General features: G+C 63.7%; 19 protein-coding genes and 1 pseudogene. 9 read left to right on the top strand and 11 right to left on the bottom strand.

What is annotated here, in order from left to right:
• Nucleotides 1-204: 204 nt before the first annotated feature.
• From V1294_RS07890 to V1294_RS07880, 3 genes are all read left to right on the top strand, one after another.
• A complete protein-coding gene (locus tag V1294_RS07890; RefSeq protein WP_334496188.1) occupies nt 205-1,200 on the top strand; it encodes a flagellar motor protein MotA in 996 nt (331 codons plus the stop codon).
• Between the two features lie 28 nt (nt 1,201-1,228).
• On the top strand, nt 1,229-2,257 hold the full coding sequence (locus V1294_RS07885; protein WP_334496187.1) for a peptidoglycan -binding protein: 1,029 nt from the start codon (nt 1,229-1,231) through the stop codon (nt 2,255-2,257).
• Between the two features lie 127 nt (nt 2,258-2,384).
• The gene (locus V1294_RS07880; RefSeq protein ID WP_334477007.1) at nt 2,385-2,834 is read left to right on the top strand and encodes a GNAT family N-acetyltransferase; all 450 of its coding nucleotides are present in this window, start codon (nt 2,385-2,387) and stop codon (nt 2,832-2,834) included.
• Nucleotides 2,835-2,849: 15 nt separating this feature from the next.
• Here V1294_RS07880 and V1294_RS07875 read toward each other — a convergent pair whose 3' ends face one another.
• The gene (locus tag V1294_RS07875; protein WP_334477006.1) at nt 2,850-3,050 is read right to left on the bottom strand and encodes a hypothetical protein; all 201 of its coding nucleotides are present in this window, start codon (nt 3,048-3,050) and stop codon (nt 2,850-2,852) included.
• Between the two features lie 80 nt (nt 3,051-3,130).
• On the bottom strand, nt 3,131-4,987 hold the full coding sequence (locus V1294_RS07870) for an ABC transporter ATP-binding protein/permease (RefSeq protein WP_334496186.1): 1,857 nt from the start codon (nt 4,985-4,987) through the stop codon (nt 3,131-3,133).
• A 179-nt stretch (nt 4,988-5,166) separates the two neighbouring features.
• Here V1294_RS07870 and rpmE point away from each other — a divergent pair, with 179 nt between their 5' ends.
• Nucleotides 5,167-5,394, top strand: a complete 228-nt coding sequence (rpmE, locus tag V1294_RS07865; protein WP_108514241.1) for a 50S ribosomal protein L31 — start codon at nt 5,167-5,169, stop codon at nt 5,392-5,394.
• A gap of 162 nt (nt 5,395-5,556) precedes the next feature.
• On the opposite strand, the gene rcdA is transcribed toward rpmE, so the two are convergent.
• Both rcdA and V1294_RS07855 read right to left on the bottom strand, forming a co-directional pair.
• On the bottom strand, nt 5,557-6,069 hold the full coding sequence (rcdA, locus tag V1294_RS07860; protein ID WP_108514242.1) for a protease adaptor protein RcdA: 513 nt from the start codon (nt 6,067-6,069) through the stop codon (nt 5,557-5,559).
• Between the two features lie 510 nt (nt 6,070-6,579).
• Nucleotides 6,580-6,771 (bottom strand): DUF1192 domain-containing protein, encoded by a 192-nt coding sequence (locus V1294_RS07855; protein ID WP_334496185.1) that lies wholly within the window; start codon nt 6,769-6,771, stop codon nt 6,580-6,582.
• Nucleotides 6,772-6,874: 103 nt separating this feature from the next.
• Here V1294_RS07855 and V1294_RS07850 point away from each other — a divergent pair, with 103 nt between their 5' ends.
• Both V1294_RS07850 and V1294_RS07845 read left to right on the top strand, forming a co-directional pair.
• On the top strand, nt 6,875-7,873 hold the full coding sequence (locus V1294_RS07850) for an NAD(P)H-quinone oxidoreductase (protein WP_334496184.1): 999 nt from the start codon (nt 6,875-6,877) through the stop codon (nt 7,871-7,873).
• 120 nt (nt 7,874-7,993) lie between these two features.
• The gene (locus tag V1294_RS07845) at nt 7,994-10,870 is read left to right on the top strand and encodes an EAL domain-containing protein (RefSeq protein WP_334496183.1); all 2,877 of its coding nucleotides are present in this window, start codon (nt 7,994-7,996) and stop codon (nt 10,868-10,870) included.
• Between the two features lie 106 nt (nt 10,871-10,976).
• Here V1294_RS07845 and V1294_RS07840 read toward each other — a convergent pair whose 3' ends face one another.
• The 6 genes from V1294_RS07840 to V1294_RS07815 all read right to left on the bottom strand — a co-directional run bounded on the left by V1294_RS07840 (nt 10,977) and on the right by V1294_RS07815 (nt 17,581).
• Complete coding sequence (locus V1294_RS07840) at nt 10,977-12,527, bottom strand: L,D-transpeptidase (RefSeq protein ID WP_334496181.1); 1,551 nt, start codon at nt 12,525-12,527, stop codon at nt 10,977-10,979.
• 830 nt (nt 12,528-13,357) lie between these two features.
• The gene (locus tag V1294_RS07835; RefSeq protein WP_334489477.1) at nt 13,358-14,005 is read right to left on the bottom strand and encodes a hypothetical protein; all 648 of its coding nucleotides are present in this window, start codon (nt 14,003-14,005) and stop codon (nt 13,358-13,360) included.
• Nucleotides 14,005-14,499, bottom strand: a complete 495-nt coding sequence (locus V1294_RS07830; RefSeq protein ID WP_334489475.1) for a c-type cytochrome — start codon at nt 14,497-14,499, stop codon at nt 14,005-14,007. The genes V1294_RS07835 and V1294_RS07830 overlap by 1 nt, the downstream gene beginning before the upstream one ends.
• Before the next feature lie 131 nt (nt 14,500-14,630).
• Complete coding sequence (locus V1294_RS07825; protein ID WP_334476998.1) at nt 14,631-16,340, bottom strand: PQQ-dependent dehydrogenase, methanol/ethanol family; 1,710 nt, start codon at nt 16,338-16,340, stop codon at nt 14,631-14,633.
• Between the two features lie 200 nt (nt 16,341-16,540).
• The gene (locus V1294_RS07820; RefSeq protein ID WP_334476997.1) at nt 16,541-17,056 is read right to left on the bottom strand and encodes a copper chaperone PCu(A)C; all 516 of its coding nucleotides are present in this window, start codon (nt 17,054-17,056) and stop codon (nt 16,541-16,543) included.
• Nucleotides 17,057-17,323: 267 nt separating this feature from the next.
• The gene (locus V1294_RS07815; RefSeq protein WP_190241774.1) at nt 17,324-17,581 is read right to left on the bottom strand and encodes a DUF7662 domain-containing protein; all 258 of its coding nucleotides are present in this window, start codon (nt 17,579-17,581) and stop codon (nt 17,324-17,326) included.
• Nucleotides 17,582-17,715: 134 nt separating this feature from the next.
• On the opposite strand from V1294_RS07815, the gene V1294_RS07810 reads away from it, so the two are divergent.
• Nucleotides 17,716-19,242 (top strand): GGDEF domain-containing protein, encoded by a 1,527-nt coding sequence (locus V1294_RS07810; RefSeq protein WP_334496179.1) that lies wholly within the window; start codon nt 17,716-17,718, stop codon nt 19,240-19,242.
• Nucleotides 19,243-19,378: 136 nt separating this feature from the next.
• Here the strand turns inward: V1294_RS07810 and galU are convergent, their stop codons facing one another.
• Entirely contained in the window at nt 19,379-20,260 is an 882-nt protein-coding gene (galU, locus tag V1294_RS07805) for a UTP--glucose-1-phosphate uridylyltransferase GalU (protein ID WP_334496177.1), read from the bottom strand.
• A gap of 249 nt (nt 20,261-20,509) precedes the next feature.
• Here galU and V1294_RS07800 point away from each other — a divergent pair, with 249 nt between their 5' ends.
• Nucleotides 20,510-21,889 carry a lytic murein transglycosylase gene (locus tag V1294_RS07800; protein ID WP_334496175.1) on the top strand — a complete coding sequence of 460 codons (1,380 nt, stop codon included), beginning with the start codon at nt 20,510-20,512 and terminating at the stop codon, nt 21,887-21,889.
• A gap of 149 nt (nt 21,890-22,038) precedes the next feature.
• Nucleotides 22,039-23,812: pseudogene (locus V1294_RS07795) on the top strand (DUF459 domain-containing protein).
• Nucleotides 23,813-23,871 lie beyond the last annotated feature (59 nt).

Below are 23,871 nucleotides of genomic sequence, written 5' to 3'. Positions count from 1 at the left end.
GGCGGTCCCTCAAGATATAAGGCCGTCATGAAAAATCCCGGTTGGACATCGAAACGTTCCAAAATACGCTGATGTCAAAGCCGGGTTTCGGGAAGAGGTTCCACCATCGTCCACTCGAAATCGCGGCTTCGCAGCTTTTTTCTCCAGCCCGCTGTGCCATATTGGTTCCCCAGCGCGGCTTTTCGTAACGGATGACACCCGCAAATGCCCTCAGGCCACTCCTCCCGCTCCGAAATGGAGATCGAACTGAGCAAACTGTCCTCGCCCCGGATTTTTCTGGTGCGGATGCTGGTGTTCCTGGTGCTGTGTGCGCTGGTGACGGTCGTGCTCTACAAGCAGATCATCGCGGCGTTCTTTGCCAATCCCGGCCTCAACGCCCTGATCGGCGCGGTGCTTCTGATCGGCATCATCCTGTCGTTCCGGCAGGTGATCCGGCTCTATCCCGAGGTCTCCTGGGTCAACAATTTCCGCATCGCCGATCCGGGTCTCGCGATCGACCGGCGCCCGAGACTGCTGGCGCCGATGGCGGCGATCCTTGGCGGTGAGCGCTCGGGGCGGATGACGATTTCGCAGCAGACCATGCGGCACCTGCTGGATTCGATCGCGACGCGGCTGGATGAAGCGCGCGACATTTCCCGCTACATGACGGGCTTGCTGGTGTTTCTCGGCCTGCTCGGCACCTTCTGGGGCCTGATCGAAACCGTAGGTTCCGTCGGCAAGGTGATCGACGGCTTGAAGGTCGGCGGCGATTCCGGCGCCCTGTTCGACACCCTGAAGGACGGGCTGGCCGCGCCGCTCGGCGGCATGGGCATTTCGTTCTCGTCCTCGCTGTTCGGCCTCGCCGGCTCGCTGATCCTGGGCTTTCTCGACCTGCAGTCGAGCCAGGCGCAGAACCGCTTCTACACCGACCTCGAAGACTGGCTCGCCTCCACCGTGCGCGAATATGGCGATGGCGCGTCCGGCCTCGGCGGCGAATTGCAACATGCGATGGAACGGATGCGCGCGGTGGTTGAAGAGAGCGGCAGTGGCCGCAGCACCACGGCGGCGATGGCCAACCTCGCCGAGGCCATCCAGGGCCTGGTCGCACATATGCGCACCGAGCAGCAGATGATCCGCGAATGGGCCGACGGCCAGGGCGAGCAGAACCGCGAGATCAAGAAGCTGCTGGAGCGGATCGCCAAGCAGCCCGAGAAGAGCTGACCAACCTCAATTAGCAAGAGAGAAGCCGATGGCCCTCGCCCGTGCACGCCGCAATGATTCCGGTTTCAACTACTGGCCGGGGTTCGTCGACGCCCTGTCGACACTGGTGCTGTCGATCGTGTTCCTGCTGTCGGTGTTTTTGGTGGTGCAGTTCTTCCTGTCGCAGGAGGTCACCGGCAAGGACAAGGCGCTGGAGCAACTCAACGCCAAGATCGCGCAGCTCAACGAGCTGCTGTCACTGGAAAAGCTCGGCAAGATTGCGCTCGACGACCAGGTCGGGCAATTGCGCGCCGGCCTCGCCGCCGCGGAAGGCGAGCGCGACCGTATCAAGGGGCTTTACGAGGGGCTGGCCGGCGCCGGCAGCGACGCTCAGGGCCGCACCACCGAGCTCAACAAGGCGCTGGAATCCGAAAAGTCAGTGTCCTCGCGCGCGCTCGCCCAGATCGAGGTGCTGAACCAGCAGATCAGCGCGCTGCGCCGCCAGCTCGCGGCGCTGGAGGAAGCGCTGGAAGCGTCCGAAAAGCGCGACAAGGAATCGCAGGGGCGGATTGCCGATCTCGGCCAGCGCCTGAACGTCGCGCTGGCGCAGCGCGTGCAGGAATTGTCGCGCTACCGTTCGGAATTCTTCGGCCGCCTGCGCGCCATTCTGGGCAATCGCCCCGATATCCGGATCGTCGGTGACCGTTTTGTCTTTCAGTCGGAAGTATTTTTTGACACCGGTCAGGCATTGCTGCTGCCCGAGGGCCGCGCCGAGCTCGACAAGCTCGCCACCGCGCTGATCGACCTGGACAAGCAGATTCCAAGCGAGATCGCCTGGGTGCTGCGGGTCGACGGCCACACCGACATGCGGCCGATCAACTCGCCGCTGTTCAAGTCGAACTGGGAATTGTCGTCGGCGCGCGCCATCTCCGTGGTGCAATACCTGGTTTTCCTCGGCGTCCCCGCGCAGCGGCTGGTCGCCGCCGGCTTTGCCGAGTTCCAGCCGCTCGATCCAGCACCCAACGAAGACGCCTACAAGCGCAACCGCCGCATCGAACTGAAGCTGACGGAACGCTGAGGGTGATCTTCACGCACACCACGTCGTCATGGCCGGGCTTGTCCCGGCCATCCACGTCTTGTGGATCGGCTAAAAGAAAGACGTGGGTGCCCGGGACAAGCCCGGCCATGACGACTTGGGTATCGGCTTGACCCCATCCTTCACACTCCGTCCCTATCGTGCCGAGGACGAAGACGCGGCGATCGAGCTGTGGCGGCTGACCTGGCAGCAGGCCTATCCGGGAATCGATTTCACCGCACGCGTGCCGTGGTGGCGCGAGCGCTGGCGCAACGAGCTGGTGCCGAATGCTTCGATCATCGTCGCCGAACACGCGGACGCGCTGATCGGGTTCGTGACCATCGACGGATCAGGCTATCTCGACCAGCTCGTGGTCAGCCCGGATCATTGGGGCTCGAAACTGGCCACCGCATTGGTCGATGAAGCCAAGCGCCTGTCGCCCAATGGCGTCACGCTTCTGGTCAACAAGGACAACGCCCGCGCTATCCGCTTCTACGAACGCAACGGCTTTGCGCATGCCGGCGAGGACATGAATCCGACATCGGGCCGGGCGGTGTTGAAGATGCGCTGGAAGGCGTAACCCGGTCCGACGCTGTCATACGCCCCGGATCAGTACTCCCGCCGTCAACACGACATAGGCGATGGCCAGCACGTCGAACGCGCGCGATGGGGTGATGATGGGTATCGAGATATGGGCATAGCGAACGAGCAGCGCGCAAACTGCCAGGATGACCGAAATCAGGAAGATAGCAACCGAGGGAGGCGTCAGGGCAAAACCACCGCGGCGAAAGGGCATAACCGTCTCCTGTTTAGCTGGCCGGGCAAGAAGCACGGCCTAGCAACAACAACGCGACCCTTTAAGTTCCCGCCAATCGGCTACACGCCCTCGAACTGCAATCGCGCCAACCGCGCGTACAAACCGTTCGCTGCAACCAGCTCCGCATGCGTGCCCTGTTCGACGATCCGGCCCTGGTCCATCACCATGATGCGGTCGCAGGACAGCACGGTGGCAAGGCGATGGGCGATCACGAGCGTGGTGCGGTGGCGCATCAATTCTTCCAGCGCGGTCTGCACCAGCGTCTCGCTTTCCGCATCGAGCGCGGAAGTGGCTTCGTCGAGCAACAGCAACGGCGCGTCGCGCAGGATCGCGCGCGCGATCGCGATGCGCTGGCGCTGGCCGCCGGACAGCGTCACGCCGCGCTCGCCGAGCTGCGCCTCAAAACCACCCGGCAGCCGGCGGAGGAATTCGGTGGCATGGGCGAGATCGGCGGCGCGCTCGACTTCGGCATCGCTCGCATCAGGCCGGCCAAAGCGGATGTTTTCGCGTGCGGAGGCCGCGAACACGACCGAGTCCTGCGGCACCAGCGCGATGCGCGAACGCACGTCAACCGGATCGGCCGATCTGACCGGCACGCCGTCGAGCGAAATCGTGCCGCGTGCCGGATCGTAGAAGCGCAGCAGGAGGTGAAACAGCGTGCTCTTGCCCGCCCCTGACGGGCCTACGATCGCGACCTTCTCGCCGGCCTTGACCGCGAGCGAAACGTTGTCGATCGCGAGCACGTCCGGCCGCGTTGGATAGGCGAAGCTGACATTCTCGAAACCGACGTCGCCGCGCGCTGGATGCGGCAGCGCGACCGGCTTGGGCGGCGCCGTGATCTGCGGTTTTACGCGCAGGATCTCGAACAGCCGCTCGGCGGCGCCGGACGCCGCCGAGACCTCGCCCCAGACCTCGCTGAGTTGCCCGAGACCGCTGGCGGCGAATGCCGCATACAGCACGAACTGGCCAAGCCGGCCGGGCGTGATCTGCCCGGTCAGCACGTCGTGCGAGCCGACCCAGAGGATCGCGACGACGCTGGAGAACACGATGAAGATGATGATCAGCGTCAGTACCGCGCGCGCCCGCGTCGAGCTGCGCGCCGCCTCATAGGCCTGCTCGACCTCGCCGCCGAAGCGGTTGGTTGCCATCCGCTCGCTGGTATAGGCCTGCACGGTCCGGATCGCGCCGATCAGTTCGGAGGCGTAGGCGCTGGCATCCGCCAGCGTATCCTGGGCGTTGCGCGACAGCCGCCGCACCCAGCGCCCGAACGCGACCAGCGGAATCACGATCAGCGGGATCGCCAGCAGCACGAAGCCGGACAATTTCGGGCTCGTGATCACCATCATGGCGGTGGCGCCGATGAACAGCATCATGTTGCGCAGCGCGATCGATACTGAAGCGCCGACGGCGGATTTGATCTGGGTGGTATCGGCGGTCAGCCGCGACACCAGTTCGCCTGAGCGCGCGGAATCGAAGAACGCGGGCGACAGCGAGACCAGATGCGCGAACACGTCGCGCCTGATATCAGCGACGATGCGTTCGCCGATCGTCATGACGAGGTAGTAGCGCGACGCGCTTGCCGCGGCCAGCACCGCGACAATGGCGATCATGACGCTGAAATAGCTGTTGATCAGGGCTATGCCTTCGGGGCTGAAGCCGAAATCGATCATGCGCCTGACCGCGATCGGCACCACCAGCGTGGTGATCGCCGCGACCGTCAGCGAGATGAAGGCGAGAGCCGCCCGTCCACGGTAGCGCGCGACGTAAGGCGCCAGCGCCAGCAGCGGGCGGAGCTTGGCGCTCGTCTTGGCCGGCGACTGCGTCAGCTGGACCTCGATAAAGGCCTCTTCCTCGAGCAGGGCGTCGCGCCGTGGAGGCGTGCCAGGGGGGGCTTCAAACTGTTCCGCTGCGCTCATGAAATCCGACCGGTTTTGCCGCCCCCAGATAGGCCTCGCAGCCCCCTCTGGCAAATCCGGGGGATTCCCAATCAGGGCTTACACGTAGCTTGTTTTGGCGGGCGGCTTACGTTATAGAGCCGCCAAATCCCGTATCCCCTGACTTTTGCGACGGGCGCCGGCGCGCCGAAGGATATGCCATGAAAGCCGAAATTCATCCGAATTATCATACGATTACGGTCGTGATGACCGACGGGACCGAGTACCAGACCCGCTCCACCTGGGGCAAGGAAGGCGACAAGCTGAACCTCGATATCGATCCCAAGTCGCATCCGGCCTGGACCGGCGGCTCGCAGCAGCTCCTCGACCGGGGCGGCCGTGTGTCGCGCTTCCAGAAGAAGTTTTCGGGCTTCCTCAAGAAGGACTGAGGGTTTTCGGACCCCTCCTCGCCTCAGACATGCAAAAACGCCCCGGTTTACTGGGGCGTTTTTTTGTCTCTCACCGTCATTGCGAGCGCAGCGAAGCAATCCAGCCCTCCACTTGCGGCGCTATGGATTGCTTCGCTTCGCTCGCAATGACGGCGGAGAGATTTACTGCTCGAACGCCGCTTTCAGGCGGTTGAGCTGCGGCACCAGCGGATTGCCGATCGGGGCCCGTTCAGCGACGGGCGCGTGGATCGAGGTGTCGAGGCGGCGGACCCGCGTCTGCAGGCTCATCGAGCGCGCAATCAGATCCTGCAATTGCTGCGGCAGCTTTGCGATCATCTCCTCAGTGCCGGGATCGGCGGCCGTGAGCTTGACCTTGGTCTTTTCCCGATTGGCCTGGGTCAGCGTCATCTCGCCTTCCTTGACCGCGCGATGCAGCAACAGCCAGGACGCGAGCTGCATCAGGCGGGTGGTGAGGCGCATGCTTTCGGTTGCGTAAGTGAGGCTGACGGAGCGTTCGAGCGCCTTGGCCTCATTACGGCCGTCGCCGTCGAGATAGGCAGCGGTTTCCTCGACCAGATCCATGCCTTCCCGGAACAGGGTTCCGAACGCCGCGGAATTGGTGAGCCGCTCGCTGAACAGAACGAGCGCGGATTCGCTTTGCGAACGGTCCGCCATGGTTAACGCCCTCACGCCACTATTTGCCCCACCGGCTGTGAACCACCGGCTTATGATGAACAAATCATTGCTCGGGCGAGATCGAGAGTCCAGCGGCAACCGGATTTATGGTTTCCAGCGTATGGGGGCACAAAATAGCCGCGTTGCGCACAAAAAAGAGCCGCCGTTTCCGGCGGCTTTTGAAGTTGATAACAGGGAGGCGTCAAACAGAGTGGACAGGAGCCACTCGGTGTCCAAACGAGGACGATGCCAGTCATAAAGGAGAAAGCTTAACGGACCGTAAACGAACGATTTTCTTTAGGGATTATTTGCCATGTCGGCCATTGGCCGAGTTTGATGTTGACTCCAACTGCTGGTCGTCCCCGCGAACGCAGGGATCCATAACCGCCGGCGGATGTGATTGAGGGAAGTCGGCCAACGGCCTGCCACAAGATAGGCCGCGGCGTATGGGTCCCTGCTTTCGCATGCTTTCGCAGGGACGACATGGTGAGAGATCGAGTTCTAGAAATCCTACGTCTTGAAAAAACTGTTCGCCGCATCCTTTGACGCGCGCTTTTTCGTGACGGCTGCTTGCAGCCGTTCGATCTCCGAATTCATCAGCGCGATCCGTTCGGTCAATTCCTCGACCGACAGCAGCGACAGATCCTGGCCGATCTCGTGGGTGATTTTCTTCCGCGGCTTGTCGTCATCCTCGATCGCCATGCGTTTCTCCTTGTGCTCGGCGGCCGCTGGAGCGGTTGCCAGCCGGGGCCGGGCTGGCTAATCAGGGGCCGCCTCAATTCTCAGCCTTTCGCAAGGACAAATCATGGAAAAGCTGCCCGCGCAAATGACCGTCGTCGGCATCAGCAAGCCCGGCGGCCCCGAGGTGCTGTTGCCCGAAACCCGCGCCGTGCCCCTGCCCGGTCCGGGCGAAATCCTGGTCAAGGTGATGGCCGCCGGCGTCAACCGTCCCGACGTTGCCCAGCGTTCCGGCGCCTACCCGCCGCCGCCCGGCGCCAGCGACCTGCCCGGCCTTGAAATCGCCGGCGAAGTGGTTGCGCTCGGCGCGGGCGCGGCCAAGCACAAGCTCGGCGACAAGGTGATGTCGCTGGTGGCGGGCGGCGGCTACGCTCAATATTGCATCGCGCAAGACGCGCAGGCGATGGCGGTGCCGCCGTCGCTCTCGATCCAGGAAGCCGGCGCGCTCCCGGAAACGCTGATGACGGTCTGGCACAATGTGTTCGAGCGCGGCGCGCTGAAGCCGGGCGAAACCTTGCTGATCCATGGCGGCTCATCCGGCATCGGCACCATGGCGATCCAGCTTGCGAAAGCGTTCGGCTCGAAAGTGATCGTGACCGTCGGCTCGCAGGACAAGATCGACGCCTGCCTGAAACTCGGCGCTGACCGCGCGATCAACTACAAGACCGAGGACTTCGTCGCCGTGGTCAAGGCGGAGACCAACAATGCGGGCGCCAACCTGATCCTCGACATGGTTGCCGGCGACTATGTCGATCGTAACTATGACGCCGCTGCGGTCGATGGCCGTATCGTGCAGATCGCAACCCTCAACGGACCCAAGGTCACTGTCAACATTGCCAAGGTGATGGTGAAGCGGCTGACCCACACCGGCTCCACGCTGCGCCCCCGTACTAATGCGGATAAGGCCGCGATGGTCGCGGCAATCGAAGCCAAGGTCATGCCACTATTGCGCGAAGGACGGGTAAAACCGCTGATGGACAGCTCATTCCCGCTGGAAAAAGCCGCTGACGCACATCGGCGGATGGAGACCAGCGCACATATTGGCAAAATTGTGTTGGCGGTTTAACGATCACCAGTGAAGCACAGGGTGGAAACCCTTTGATTTACTTCGCTTTCATGTCATTTATCGCGGCAACGCCGACCCGTTCGCTGGGCCGGGAGAATCGTTGGTCGCGGAGTACTGACATTGCGTCTGATCAGGTGCCTTGCGCAGTTTGCGCTGGGCCTCATGATTGTTGCGGCGGCGCCTCCGGCGCACGCCATTGACGCTGTCAGCGTCCGCAGCGACGCGCCTGCCATCGATCTCACCGCCGTCCTCGACCACCAGCGCAGCGAAACCGACCGCATCCAGGTTTCGACGGCGCCGGGAACCGACGGCATCGTCCGCCGCATCGAGGTCCGCGCCCGCGAAGGCGGACAGAACTGGGTGGTGTTCGCGCTGGCCAACAACACCGACGACCAGCTCGACCGCCTGATCGTCGCCCCGCACTATCGCATCGTGTCGTCCGGCCTGCTGTGGCCCGATCTTGGCCTGTCGCGCATCGCGACCATCACGCCGTCGGTCGGCGATCGTCCCGAGCGTCAGGAAAGCGCGACCGCCGACATCTTCCGCATCACGCTCGATCCCGGCGCCGTCGTCACCTTCGTGGCGGAATTGCGCACCGACAAGCTGCCGCAGCTCTATCTGTGGGAACCCGACGCCTACAAGGACAAGGTGAACTCGTTCACGCTCTACCAAGGCATCGTGATCGGCATCTCCGGCCTCCTGGCCCTCGTGCTCACCATTCTGTTCGTGGTCAAGGGCAGCATCATGTTCCCCGCCGCCGCCGCGCTGGCGTGGGCGGTGCTGGTCTATATCGGCGTCGATTTCGGCTTCTGGGGTAAGGTGCTTGACATGTCGAACAACGCCGAGCGCGTCTGGCGCGCGGCGGGCGAAGCGATCCTCGCGGCGACGCTGCTCGTGTTCCTGTTTGCCTATCTCAATCTCAGCCGCTGGCATGTGCGCTATTCCCACATCACCGTCGGCTGGCTGGCCTTCCTCGGCTCGCTGGTGGCGCTGGCGCTGTTCGATCCGGCGGTCGCTTCCGGCATTGCGCGGATCTCGCTGGTGCTGATCGCCTTCGCCGGCTTCACGCTGATCGTCTATCTCTCGACGCATGGCTTCGACCGCGCGGTGCTGTTGATTCCGACCTGGTTCCTGCTGGTGGTCTGGGTGATCGCGGCCGGCATGACCGTGGGGGGCTCGGTCACCAACGACATCGTGGGCCCGGCTTTGCTCGGCGGCCTCGTGCTGATCGTGATGCTGATCGGATTTACGGTCATGCAGCACGCGTTCGCCGGCGGCGGCGCGACCACCGGCATCGTCTCAGACATCGAGCGCCGCGCGCTGGCGCTGACCGGCTCCGGCGACCTGATCTGGGATTGGGACGTCTCCGCCGACAAGGTTTTCACCAGCCCGGAGACCGAAAGCCTGCTCGGGCTGAAGCGCGGCACGCTGGAAGGCCCCGCCGCAAAATGGCTCGAGGTGCTGCACCCGCTCGACCAGGATCGCTTTCGCGCAGCGCTGGACAGTGTGCTCGACCAGCGCCGCGGCCGGCTGGTACAGGATTTCCGCCTGCGCACGCCCGACGGCCATTTCATGTGGTTCGCGCTGAAGGCGCGCCCGGTGGTCGGCTCCGACGGCGAGGTCTCGCGCGTGGTCGGAACGCTCACCGACGTCACCGACATCAAGAACGCCGAAGAGCGCATGCTCCACGACTCCGTGCATGACAACCTCACGGGTCTTCCGAACCGCAAATTGTTCATGGACCGCCTCGGCGCGGTCGCCAATTTCACCAAGAGCATGCCGACGCTACGGCCGACGCTGATGGTGATCGACCTCGACCGCTTCAAGCAGGTCAATGATTCCGTCGGCATCGCGGTCGGCGACTCCATCCTGCTGACGCTGGCGCGGCGGCTGACGCGCATCCTGAAACCGCAGGACACGCTGGCGCGGCTGGCCGGCGACCAGTTCGGCCTGATCCTGATATCGGAGCAGGACCCGGCGCGCATCACCGCGTTCGCCGAGACCATCCGCAAGACCATCCGCGCGCCGATCGCCTTCAACGACCGCGAGATCTTCCTGACCGCCTCCATCGGGCTCGCGCTATCCGATCCGCAGACGCAATTGTCCGACGAAATCATCAAGGACGCCGAGCTTGCGATGTATCACTCCAAGCGCATCGGCGGCGACCGCATCGACGTCTACAAGCCGGCGATGCGCGCCCGCAAGACCGATCGCCTGACGCTGGAAAGCGAATTGCGCCGCGCCATCGAGCGGCAGGAAATCACCATTCTGTACCAGCCGATCGTGCGGCTGGAAGACCGCTCCATTGCCGGCTTCGAGGCGCTGGCGCGCTGGGACCATCCAAAACTCGGCCGGATGTCGCCGTCGGAATTCATCACGATTGCCGAGGAAATCGGCCTGATCGTCGATCTCGGCATGTTCGTGCTCGACCAGACCGCGCGGCAGCTTTCGGTGTGGCAGCGCGCGATGCGCTCGCGCGAACCGATCTTTGCCTCCGTCAACGTCTCCTCCCGGCAGTTGCTGCGCCACGATCTGATCCACGATATCCGCACCGTGCTGTCACGCTCGTCGGTGGCGCGTGGCACGCTCAAGCTCGAACTGACGGAATCGCTTGTCATGGAGAATCCGGAGCACGCGGCGCAGATGCTGACGCGCATCCGCGAGCTCGGCACCGGGCTGTCGCTCGACGATTTCGGCACCGGCCATTCCTCGCTGGCCTATCTGCAGCGTTTTCCGTTCGACACCATCAAGATCGACCAGTCCTTCGTGCGCACCACCAGCCGCGGTACGCGCCCCGTGATCCTGAAATCGATCATCGCGCTGGCGCACGACCTCGGCATGGACGTGGTGGCGGAAGGCGCCGAGACGGATTCGGATGCGGTCGAGCTCTATCAACTCGGCTGCGAATACGCGCAGGGCTTTGCTTTCGGCGAGCCGATGGATGCGGATGCCGCGATGCGGCTATTGACCGAAGAGCGGCTGGAAGCGGCGAGTTAACTGTTGTCCCGGCGAAGGCGGCGACCCATAGCCGCAGCTTTTCTGTGAGGCGATAACGCCCTGTGGTGATGGGCCCCCGCCTTCCCTACGCGCGACGTGCCGCGTCTTACCACCAGCCCGGTTGCATCGGACGATAGTACTGGCCGCCGCCGCGGCGGCGCGTATTGCCGGTTTGGGGGGCCGGATCGCGCGGGAAATTGAAGAAGCCGAAACCGTTGTCGCCCTGGAAGTCGTCGCTCGCAACAAGGACATCGGCCGTCGGCCGGCGCGTTATAAAGCCGCCCTGCGGCTCGGTGCTCAGCACCGCGACGAACTCGGTGCGATAGTTGGTCTCGCTGCTCAACGGCTCGTCCGAGATGACGATCGAGGATCGCGGCAACGCGGTCGGCGCGATGCGATCGAGCACCTCCTGCGGAATCGTGATGCGGTCGAGCGCGGCCTTGGCGTTGTCGCCGTCGTCGATCGTGACCGCGGTCCAGCGCAGGCCCGCCTCGTTGCGCGCCACCGCCGTGAACACATGCGTGCCGATCGGCCTTTCGGGATTGCGGATCGTGACCGGAACCTCAATCGTCGCATCGAACACGATACCGCCGCCGTCAGGTGCCGGCTTATGCGTCGGGCGGCGCACGTAGAGCTTCTGCGTCGCGCGGCTGATGTAGATCGAGACCGGCTCGACCGCGAGCTTCGTCTCGCTCGCGGCTTTGGCGGTGTCGGCCTTCCGTGTCTGCGCCGTCTTGGCGGCTTCCTTTGCGACGGCGGCCGCGTCGAGCTTCGATTTCGTATCGGCCTTGGCGGTGTCGAGCTGGTTCCCCAGTTCCGCGGCCTTGGCGGCGGCCTTTTGCTTGAGGTCCTCGGCCCGCGCCTTGGCCTCGTCCGTCTTGGCGGCGGCGAGCGCCTTGTCGGCGTAGGTGAGCTCGGCGTCGGCGCGGGTCTTGAGCCCCTGCAGCTTGCGTAACGCCGCCGACAGCGACGCCGTCTCGCGCGCTGCCGACGCTGCGGCTTTCTTCGCCTCGTCGGCCATCCTGGCTGCCTCGGCCGCCTCGCGGAGGAGCGCCTCGGCCCTGGCCGGCGCGGCCGCGATGGCCTCCGCCTTCGGCACCAACAGCGCCGGATGGGAGAACTCGACCGGCTCGGCGTTATCAGGCGAGACGATTACCCGCATCCCGATCCGCGTCTTGTCGAACAGCTTCTCGGCGAAGCCAAAGGGCATCCGCACGCAGCCGTGCGAGGCCGCATATCCGGGCAGCGGTCCGCCGTGGAGCGCGATGCCGTTCCAGGTGATGCGCTGCATGTTCGGCATCTCGGCATCGTCATAGAGGCTCGAGCGGTGGTCCTTGTTCTTCTCGAGGATGGCGAACACGCCGGCGGGCGTCTCGCGTCCCGTGGTGCCGGTCGATACCGGCGCGCGCAGGATCCAGCCGTCGGCGTCGTAGATAGTGACCTGCTGGGTCTTGATCGACACGATCGCCATGATCGGCTCGCCTGCATCGCGCGGCGCCGTCGCCTCGGTGGGAGGCTTGGGGCGGCGCGCCTGATTCGCCGCGGCGTCGGCGGTCAGCGCCGTCAGTGCGGCCATCACCGCGAGCGTCACAATGGCGGGGGAACCCCAACGCCGCATCGCCACGGTGGATCGCGCCGTCATAAATCGATTCACCATGCCAGGCCCCGGTTGAACTGTCCGCGCTTTCCGTCGATCGAATGTCAGATCGCGACTTTGGATTGACTAACCGCCGCCACCATCCACGCCGCCAATTCGCTCCTTAAGACTAGCGGCACGTTCCGTTGGCCATTCTCTCATATACGACAGCCCGCGTAGCAGGAAGGGTCGCGGCTGAAATAGGCACTTTTAGGACGTGCAGCATGGAGCGAGACGACGTCTGCTCTAGAGGGAAAGCGACGTCCCTGGCCATAATGCCCGACTTCCGAAATGACCCGGAACGGACACGTCTATGAACCGTGGTGCAGCTGTCTGAACCCTACTCGCCGAAGGAGACGAGCCGTCGGTCCACGCTTGATCACATCGCGGAAACGCTCCCCATGGGCGCAGCGCCACCCCAGCAGCCAGCCTTCAAAGAATCCAACGATGGACACGGTTAGCATTGTGACGAAGGCGAGCAGCGTTATCCCAGAGATCGTGGCGACCACCAGTCCGTTAGTCGTGACGTGTGTGACCGTGGATGCGGGGTCCAGAATGCCTGACAGCCATGCTACGCCGACAACCATTGCTGCTATCAAAGGTGCGGCGGCAGCTTGGAAGAGGAAAACAGACGGAAAAGTCGCAGCCATTGCTAGAGCAAGTGCCAATCCTTTGCGGCGGGTACCTCGGTTGAGCGCCATCACTCCGGCCAAGAACCAAACCAGACACGCAAGGGGTATCCAGACCAACAACGCTACAAAATATATGAACGTCGGAGGCAAGGTCCCAACTCCTGGAGGCTTTTTCCAGAGCGAGCATACATTACTCCGAACACGCGCGCTGACGCGGCTCTAATCCTTGGCTCGCAATATGCTGATCCGCGTTTCATCGACGAAACTCTTGATGTCCTGATCGGGCCGGCGGAACAGACTGCGTTCGACAATGAGCGAACGGCCGCTGATCGTCTTGGTGCAGCGTTCCCTGAGGTAGATGCCTCCCACTGGCTGGTCTCCTGCACCCGGCTGGCCCTCGGTGCATGCCCAGCCGTCCGAGCCGTAGCGCGATTTGGCCTGTAGCCCCAGGAGAAACGCCTTCTTCCGGATATAGAGCCGCGCCTTCGGATCGGTCTCGATCTGCAAACCGGCGACATGGCCGGTATCGTCGATCAGCAAGGTCAGGATCGCGGGATGACCCGCCACCATCGTGCCGTCGCGGCTGGTCGATGGATCGTAGCCAAATCGGATCGCCCTCGTTCCGCTCGCGTCGGCAGGACAGTCGCGCCAGTTCTTCCAGCCAGCCAACGTTCGCTTCTCGTCCGCCGCGCAAGAGAAGTCGACATAGCCCGACTCCGCCAATTCGGCCGCGGCCATTCCGAGGCGAATGTCGCGCAGATCGTTGCCGCCGAACTCTTCCGCCCGTGCCGGAGAGTGCGCAAGTGCGACGGCCTGCCAGGCAAGCAGGCCTGCGGCAAGAACTCCCGATAGCGTCAGTCTGTCCATCACTGGCCCTTCCCCGTGCTGGCGGTCGCATGATCCGGCTGCTGAGTCTTGTAGACGTCGCAGACCCGCGACGTGCTCGAGAAGAAAGCGACGCATTCCGCGTAAGTGGGTTCGCCGGTTCCCTTGATGTGGGCTATCACGTAATCGGCGACGGCTTCGATATCTTTCGGCCGCAGGAACGTTGCGCCCTCGGGCGGTATCTGTGCCCCCGCATCCTGGCGGTTCATGCCGTGGCATTTCACCTCATCGTAGCCGCCGCGTATAAAGAACGGCATCCCCGTGCCCGGCCGCCCGCAGCCGATGGTTTCAATGATCTGATCCCGCGTCAGCTCGGTCTTGCGCAGCGACAGCGCATCGCCGCCATAGCCGCCGCCACCATTGCCGTGCCACTTGTGACAGCCCACGCAGTTTGCGCGACTGAACACCGCCTTGCCGGCATTGGTCGGGTCCGAGGCCGGCGGCGGCGCCGACTGACCGCAGGCCGCGGCTAGCATCGAAAAATTCAGGGCGACGACGCTCGCGAGCAGCACGCCCGCTCGCGCCGCTAGTCTGTTGAAGATCATCATTGCGTCTCTTGTCGAGGAAGCGGAGGCCCGCGGTTGACGGGCCTCCACTTTCGAGAATGTCAGAGCGAGAATACGTAGAGCATCGATCCCGGCTGTATCTTCTTCAGTTCGGGCGTTGAATCGATGAACCACTTGTCCCAGGCGCCGCCCAGGCCGACCAGAATGGCGATGTACTGCTTGCCATCGACCGAAAAGGTCATCGGCGGTGCGTTGACGCCGCCGCCCGTGTTGAACTCCCAGAGCTTCTGCAATGACTTGGCGTCAAGCGCATGGACTTCGCCGGATGGCTGGCCGGTGAAGACGAGGTCGGGAGTCGCAAGCATGCCGCCCAGATTGGGGAACGGCGTTTCCATTTTGCCGGCTATCTTGCCGGTCGTTACATCGATCGCCGTCACGCTGCCGGTGATCTTGAACGGCTGGCTCGGGCCACCGCCGGTCCAGAACTCCCGTGGTTTCAGTTTGTCCGGCGTCATCACCTCAACCTTGATGCGATTGCAGCTCTCGATTACCGGAATGTACCAGAGCTTCAGATCCGGATTGTAGGCCGTCGGCGGCCAGTTCTTGCCACCCATGTTGCCGGGGCAGATATCGGTTTCCATGTTGGTGCGGCTTGGCGTCACCGACGCGATATAGGTCTGCACGGACTTGTTCGGGTCATACTCGATCGGCTTGCCGCTCTCCGGGTCGAGCCCCTTGGTCCATGTGACTTTCTTCACGAACGGAAGGCCCCAGACGAACTTGCCGTTGGTGCGATCGATCGCATAGGCGAAGCCGTTGCGGTCGGCTTCGAGCGCGAGCTTCCGCGGACCATTGGGCCCGGGGATATCGACCAGCACGTTTTCCGCCACGCTGTCATAGTCGTAGGGGTCGTTCGGCGTGTGCTGATAGTGCCACTTGATCTTGCCGGTCGTGGCATCGAGCGCCAGCGAGCTGTCGGTGTAAAGGTTGTCGCCCGGCCGATACGCGTTATCCCAATCCGGTCCGGGATTGCCGATGCCCCAGATGATGGTGTCGGTTGCGGGATCGTAGGTGCCGGTCACCCAGGTCGAACCGCCGCCGGCCGCAGCGGCGTTGTTGCTGTCTTTCCAGGTTTCGCTGCCGGGCTCGCCCTTGCCCGGGATCGTGTGGGTGCGCCAGACCTCCTTCTGGGTTGCCAGATCAGTTGCGGCGATCCAGCCACGGATGCCGTACTCCGCGCCGGCCACGCCTGTTATCGCCATGTTCTTGACGATCAATGGCGCGCCGGTGATGACCTCACCCTTGTCCGGATCGGCCACATTGCGCTGCCACGCGACCTGGCCGGTTTCCTTGTTGGTCGCGATCAGCCGTCCATCCAGCGTGTGGGAAATGACGAGATCGCCCCACAATGCGACGCCGCGGTTATCGACGCCGCAACACGCCACCGCACCAGCCCAGTCGCGGTCCGTCTTGGGATCCATCTTCCAGACCAGCAAGCCGCGGCCGCCATGCGCGTCGATCTTGTAGACCGAACCCCATCCATCGGTGACGTAGAGGAAGCCGTTCTCGGCAATCGGCGTGCCTTCCAGCCCGCCATGGCTCCAGATGCCGCCGCCTTCGATGCCGCCGAGATGCATGGTCCAGGCGACCTTCAGGTTCTTCACGTTATCGCGGTTGACCTCCTTCAGCGTGGAGAACCGGTGAGCCGCGTAATTCTGATGATGATGAAGCCAGTTGCCCGGCTCCTTGTCGACGTTGAGCAGCCGTTCCTGATTGACCTGGTCTGCAGCGGAGACAGGTAGTGTGCCCATCACGCTTGCGGCAGCACCTGCTACGGCAAGCAGACAGGCTCGCGTCAACAATCTTGTGTGACCTGAAGATCGCTCCATGAGTAATGCCCTCCCTCGTTGGCAAGTTCTTGTGGCAGTTCATGTTGGATTGAACGTCCGGCATATCCGGGCGTTTCGCTGTCGGGCCCCATTCAGCGGGCTTCACCAGTCCGCTGTCGCGATCACGGCGTTCGTGAAACCTGCACCTCCGTTTCCCTGGTTCCGGCTTTCTGGAAAACGACGGCGCATGTAAACGTCTCGCCGTCGACAAGCTTCTGCCGCGTCTGCAGCAGCATCACGTGATATCCGTCGTGCTTGAGTTCGATCGTCTTGCTCTCCGGGATCGGAATGGACTTGATCTCGCGCATGGCGGGCGCGCCTTCGCCGCGATCGACGGTGTGCTTTACAGCGAAATTCGCAAACGGACAGCGGACGCGCAGGATCGCGTCGGCTTCGGCCGCATCGTTTCTGATCGTCATCAGCAGCGGGAGATCGATACCAATCTCGTCGGACGCGGCCACCCGCGCGCTCGTCACCTGCAGTGCGTCGCCGGCAGCAGCGAAACCGGGCGTCAGCCCAAGGCCGGCACCAAGGCCGGCAACCAGTCCGAGCGCGAGAAACCGGGATCTGTCGGGCAGCGCAGCCCACCCTGCCCGATCAAGAGCACCATCAAAGCTCGATGTCGCTATGGCGGTCATCGGCTATCGCCGCGGCCATCAGAGATTTACAGGCGTGGGACGCCCAAACGACCCTGTCGTCGGAATCATCGGCGCCATCCTCCCAGATCGATTCTTCTTGTCTTTTTACTTGCGCCCCAGAGAGAACCAAATCATCCCAAATTGAGGCGACGGTAGGGCCGGTGTTTGGAAAATGATTCCAACGGCAGCTGGTCCACCGTATTCCATACCAATCGATATCCGGCACGGAAGACCGGCGCTGCATGCGCCGGCGTGAGCCACGCGCGCTCACCGCCTCGCGGGTATCTTCTTGAACTTCACGCTCTTCCCATCCGCTTGCCGCGTTGCGATGTAGCCTGCTTCGAGACAGGCTTCGCGCTGCGGCATCTTCTCCTGCGGGCTGCGCAACGTCTCCCACCAGGACGCGCGCTGCGCGGCGCGCGGCAGGGCCGCGTCGATGATCTCCTCGATCTGTTCGAAGCTCAGCACGAATTCAGGAAGTTTCTGCTTCTTCAGATAGTCCCTCAGCAGGTCGTAGTCGTTCACCCGTGTCTCCAAATGGCGATTTGCATAAAACCGTCGCTCCCGGCAACCAAGCGTTAACTGATTATCCTATCGCTGTCGCCGTTTAAGGCCGCAACAACATTTCCGGCCGCATACCGGAAGGATTGGAGCGGTTTATGCCATTTGGACGGCAAAGCGATGGGACCAGAATTGGCTGGTTCAGGAGAGATTCCGGCCGCCGGCCCTGGCGGTTGTCGGCGAAGCTGTTGATCGCGTCGTCGATCGCGACCGTGATCGGCTTCTCCACGATTTGCGCCAGCGTCATGCTCGACATGCGCCGCGGCGAGGAAGAGCTCGCGCGCCAGACTCTCGAAAATCTCGCCGCGGGCATCGATGCCGACATCAGCCGGAACATCGAACTCTATGACCTCTCGCTACGCAACGTCGCCAGCAATCTGGTGATGCCGGAGATCATGAGCGTCAGCAAGGAGATCCAGCATCTGATCCTGTTCGATCATGCCGCCACCGCCAAACATTTCGGCGTGATCCAGGTGTTCGACGCGCAGGGCAAGCTGACGCACGACGCGGCCAGCCTCGATCCGGCGCCGGAAGATCGCGGCGACGAGGAGTATTTCCAGGTCCATCGCGCCAATCCCGACGTAGGCCTGTACATGAGCCGACCGATGCTGCGCCGCAGCGCCTATTCGATCGTGCTCAGCCGGCGCATCAACGACACCGATGGTGGTTTCCTCGGCGTCGTGGTGGGCTCGATCCGCTTCACTTATTTCCATGACTTGTTCGGCCGGCTCACCCTTAACCCCGGCGATACGATCACCGTGTTGCGCCGCGATCGAACGATCATCATGCGGACGCCGTTCGACCTGGATGTCATCGGGAAGAACCTGGCGGAGCGGCCAAAATGGCGCGCGGACAATTTGAAGGAGGGCATCGCCTATGCCGGCGTCGGACCGGTCGATCCGACACCGCGGCTTTACGTTCGAAGCGGCAGCACGAACTTGTTCTTTGTCGTGGTCGGAAAGCCACTGGCGAGCATCCTGAACCTTTGGCACCGGGAGGTGCTGCGGATCGGGGCGGTCATGATGACGCTGATCCTGTTCGTGGTCGGCACCACGCTGTTCCTCGCCCGCGAGATCGGCCGCCGCGCCGAGGCGGAAGAGAAGCTCGAGGAACTCGCGACGACGGACGCGCTGACGGGGCTGAAGAACCGGCGCAAATTCGATATCGAGATCGATCTGGAGTGGCGGCGGGCAGCGCGCAACAAGACCCCTGTCGCGGTGCTGATGATCGATGCGGACCACTTCAAGGCCTACAACGATACCTACGGACACCAGGCCGGCGATCAGGTGCTGGTCGGCATTGCTATCTGCATTTCGGACTCGGTGCGGCGGTCGGGCGACTGTCCGGCGCGCTACGGCGGCGAGGAATTCGCGATACTCCTGCCGGGCCTCTCGGCGGTGGAAGCGTTCACCGTCGCCGAGACCATCCGCCTGAAGGTCGAACAATGGGCGGAAGACCCCAGCGTGACGACCGTCAGTATCGGTGTGGCGAGCATGACGCCCACGGCAGCCATCGACTGGTCCTATCTCATAGAAGCGGCCGACAAGGCGCTCTACGCGGCCAAGGCCAACGGCCGCAACCAGTCAGTGCTCGCCGCGATCCCGCAACTCGCGCTGGTGGCGTAACACGCAGCCTCGTCATGCCCGCGAAGGCGGGCATCCAGTACGCCGCGCTGCCTGGATCAATCATCAAATGCCGCGGAGTACTGGATCATCCGCCTTCGCGGATGATGACAGCGGAGAACGCGGACTGAGCACGTCCTCACTTCTCCAGATACTTCTTCATCTCCGCGCGCAGGCCGTCGCGCAGGTCGTCGCGCGTCATGCCGTAGGCGATGTTGGCGCGCAGGAAACCCGACTTCGAGCCGCAATCGTGCCGCTCGCCCTCGAACTCCACGCCGTAGAACCTTTGCGTTTTGGCGAGGGTTTTCATCGCATCGGTGAGCTGGATCTCGTTGCCGGCGCCGCGCTCCTGGGTCTCCAGGATCTTGAAGATTTCCGGCTGCAGGATGTAGCGCCCGGTGATCGAGAGATTTGACGGCGCCGTGCCCTTCGGCGGCTTCTCCACCATGCCGTCGACCTCGAACATGTTTTTCGCGAGCCGCTTGCCGACGCCACAGATGCCGTATTGGTGGGTGAGATCGTCGGGCACCGCTTCCACCGCTAGCAGATTGGACTTGCCGCCGAGCTTGGCCGCAGCCTCGATCATCTGCTTCAGGCAACCCGGGCTGTTCAGCACCAGCTCGTCCGGCAGCACCACCGCGAACGGCTCGTCACCGACGATGTCGCGCGCGCACCAGACCGCGTGCCCGAGACCGAGCGGCGCCTGCTGGCGGGTGAAGCTGGTAGCGCCGGCTTCCGGCTGGTCGCGCGCCAAAATGTCCTGCTCGGCCTTCTTGTTGCCGCGCGCAGCCAGCGTGGTGTCGAGTTCGAACATTCGGTCGAAATGATCCTCGATCACGCCCTTGTTGCGCCCGGTGACGAAGACGAAATGCTCGATGCCGGCTTCCTTGGCCTCGTCGACCACGTACTGGATCAACGGCTTGTCGACGATGGTCAGCATTTCCTTCGGCATCGCCTTGGTGGCGGGCAGGACGCGGGTGCCGAGACCGGCGACCGGGAAGACGGCTTTGCGGATTTTCATGGGATGTCGCGGGCCTTGGAAATGAGGAATCTATGGAACGGGGAAAGTGCTTTGATTGCACGTTGCTAGCCGGTTTGCATCCCCCAACAAAGGCGGATGTATGGTGCCAATTGTTTCGCCTGCCCTTGCGCCGACCGGGGGCGACAACGAAATTCCGCCTCTGTTAAGCTGTTGGAAACCGTGGCAAGGCCTTCTGAACCGGGGTGAGAAGCAACGGACGGACACTGGATGGGTTTGCCTGAACGAGCGATGACCAATCGAGCCGGCGCGATTCTAATCGCGGCCGCGCTGGTGTGTTCCAGCCAGGCCGTTTTTGTCAGCCAGTCCCACGCTCAATCTTCCGGCAACGGGATTTCGAACTTTCTGGACAACATCTTCCAAGGTCCGAAATCCGGCCCGGCGCCGCAGGCCGCGCCCGGCCCCGACGGCGGCCCGCCGCCCTGGAGCGGCGAGGACGGCGCCTCCGGCCATCCGCTGATGACGGCTTCCGCGATCCGGGAGGCGGCTGCGAACTTTCAAAATTGCGTCGCCGCGATGTGGCCTGATGCCGCACGGCGCAACATCACGCAAGCGAATTTCGAGCGCTTCACCGCAGGTCTCGCGCCTGATCTGCGCATCATGGACCTGATGGATTCGCAGCCCGAATTTACCAAGGCGATCTGGGACTATCTCGACATCCTCGTGAACGACAACCGTCTCGCCAAGGGGCGCGAGATCCTCGCCAAATACAAGCCGCAGTTCGACGCGGTGGAGAAAGCCTACGGCGTCGACCGCTACGCGATCGCCTCGATCTGGGGCATCGAGTCGAACTACTCGACGCAGATGGGCGACCGCAACGTGGTGCAGTCGACGGCGACGCTGGCCTGCGTCGGCCGCCGGCAGGCCTATTTCAAGGACGAATTCCTCACTGCGCTGGAAATCCTCAACCGCGGCGATCTGCGTCCCGAACAGATGCGCGGCTCCTGGGCCGGCGCGTTCGGGCCGACGCAGTTCATGCCGACCGCCTTCAAGCGCTACGCCGTCGATGCTGACGGCGACGGCCGCCGCGACGTCGTCGACAACGCCGCGGACTTGATCGCCTCCACCGCCAACAACCTCAAGAAGGACGGCTGGCAGACCGGGCGGAGCTGGGGCTACGAGGTGGTGCTGCCGGAAGGCTTTAATTTCATGCTGGCGGACAAGGCCAAGCCGATGACGATCGCGCAGTGGCAGAGCCAGGGACTGAAGCGGGCCGACGGCAAGCCGTTGCCTGACACGACTGAGAAGGCCTATCTGCTGGCGCCCGCCGGCGCGCAGGGGCCCGGCTTCCTGATGCTGCAGAACTTCCGGGTAATCATGAAATACAACCCGGCGGAGGCCTATGCGCTGGCGATCGGCCATTTTGCCGACCGCCTGCGCGGCGGACCCGCCTTCGTGCAGCCCTGGCCACGGCAGGAACGGGTGCTGTCGCGCGCCGAACGGCTGGAACTGCAGCAGCTTTTGGCCCAGCGCGGCTTTTACAAGGGCACACCGGACGGCCAGTTCGGCGGCCAGACCCGGGAGGCGCTGCGCAGCTTCCAGGCCTCGATCGGGGCGCCGGCGGACGGATTTGCCTCGTCCGACGTGCTGGAGCGGCTGCGGGGGCGTTAAATCGCGCTAAAGTAACCCTGAAAACCACGATTCGGCTTGAGCCTTGACGGTCAGGCCGGAACCCCGGTTTATGGGGAAAATCTGCCCGCTTGCGGCCCGATTTCGCTATTATATTTGACACATCCACGACCCATTGCGACCGAGCCGGAATGCGAAAGCCAAAGTCCTTCTTGCACGTGTTCACCGACACCGGCCCGCTGGTCGCGCTGGCGGTTGCGATCGCGTTGCTGATCGGGATCGTGTGGCCCTGCCTCGGCGCAGTTTTTCAATTTCGGAGGGCCCACCCGACCCGCCTCGCGCAGCGGCGGCAGCTGGTTCGGGGGCGATTTCTTTGCGCCATTCCAGCAGCAGGCCCCGCAACAAGCGCCGCGCCAGGATTTTTCCCGCGCGCCTGGGCCCGCCAAGCGCGACACCGTGCCGGAACGTAACGTACTGGTGCTGGGCGACGCCATGGCGGACTGGCTCGGCTATGGCCTGGAAGACACCTATACCGAGCAGCCCGACATGGGCGTGATCCGCAAGCACAAGACCGTCTCCGGCCTGATCAAGTATCAGCCGCGCGGCGAGCCCGCCGATTGGGCCGCGGCCGCCAAGGCCATCCTCGCCACCGAAAAGCCTGATGCCATCGTCGTCATGCTCGGCATCCACGACCGCGTGGCCATCCGTGAGGCGGCGCCTGAGAAGAAGAGCGACAAGAAAGACGACAAGAAGGACGCGCGCGCCAAGCCGGGCGATGCAAAGCCCAAGCCCGAAGGCTCGACTGATACTGCCAAGGCCGATGCCGGCAAGGCTGATGGAACCAAGGCAGACACCGCCAAGGCTGATACTACCAAGGCTGACACTACCAAGGCTGATACCGCGAAGGCTGACGATGCCGAGGACGATGATGCGGCACAAATCGCCGCCCCCGAAAAGAGCGCGCGCGCGGGCGGCGGGCTTTACGAGTTTCGCGACGAGCGCTGGGTCGAGCACTACGCCAAGAAGATCGAAGAGCTGATCGGCGTACTGAAATCCAAGGGTGTGCCGGTGTTGTGGGTCGGGCTGCCCGCCATCCGCGGCCAGAAGGGAACGTCCGACATGCTGTTCCTCGACGCGCTGTATCGCGATGGCGCAGGCAAGGCCGGCATCACCTATGTCGATGTCTGGGATGGCTTCGTCGATGAAGCCGGCCGCTTCCTGCAAAAAGGTCCCGACTTCGAAGGCCAGATCCGCCAGTTGCGCACCGCCGACGGCGTCTTCTTCACCAAGCCCGGCGCGCGCAAGCTAGCGCATTACGTCGAGCGCGAGGTGACGCGCCTGCTTGCCGCCCGCTCCGGGCCGATCGCCGTGCCGATCGAGCCGGCAACCCCGGAGGCCAATGTCGCGCCCGGCCAGCCGGCGCCGCGTCCGCTGGCCGGACCGGTCATGCCGCTGGTGGCCTCTTCCGTCGGCACCGATCAGTTGCTCGGTGGTCCCGGCTCGCGTCCGGCCGGGGTGGATGCACTGGCAGCGCGTACGCTGGTGAAGGGTGAAGCGCTGGCAGCACCGGCCGGCCGCGCCGACGATTACGCCTGGCCGCGCCGGGAAATCGGCCGCGAGCAGGCCAAGGGCGATACGCCGGTAGCAGCCGTATCGCCGAGCGGAACGGTGGCGGCGGTGCCCGGACAGAGGCAGCTTTTGCTTCCGCCGCCGCAGCAAACGTTACAGCAACAGAAGAAGCAGCCACAGCAGCCGATGCAGATCCGACCCCCGCCAAACAACGGGCCGTCGCTGCGCGATTTCTTCGGCGGGTTCGGCGCGGCGCCGCGTCAGCCCGCGCCGCCTGCGGCCGCACCGCCGCGTGGACCCATGGCCCCGGGACCCATGGCCCCGGGCGTGCCGCGCCCGCCGGGTAATGTCGGACGATCGGCTGAGGTCCCGCCGGGCAATCTCACGCGATTCTGACGCCTCACGGTGAGACGCGGGCGATGCATCGCATCACCGGGGCCGAACGATGCATCGCA

It is taken from the genome of Bradyrhizobium sp. AZCC 1678 (assembly GCF_036924765.1).
Taxonomy (GTDB): domain Bacteria; phylum Pseudomonadota; class Alphaproteobacteria; order Rhizobiales; family Xanthobacteraceae; genus Bradyrhizobium; species Bradyrhizobium algeriense.
The sequence above is the reverse complement of the archived record's forward strand: the minus strand, read 5'-3'. Positions and strand labels throughout refer to the sequence as shown.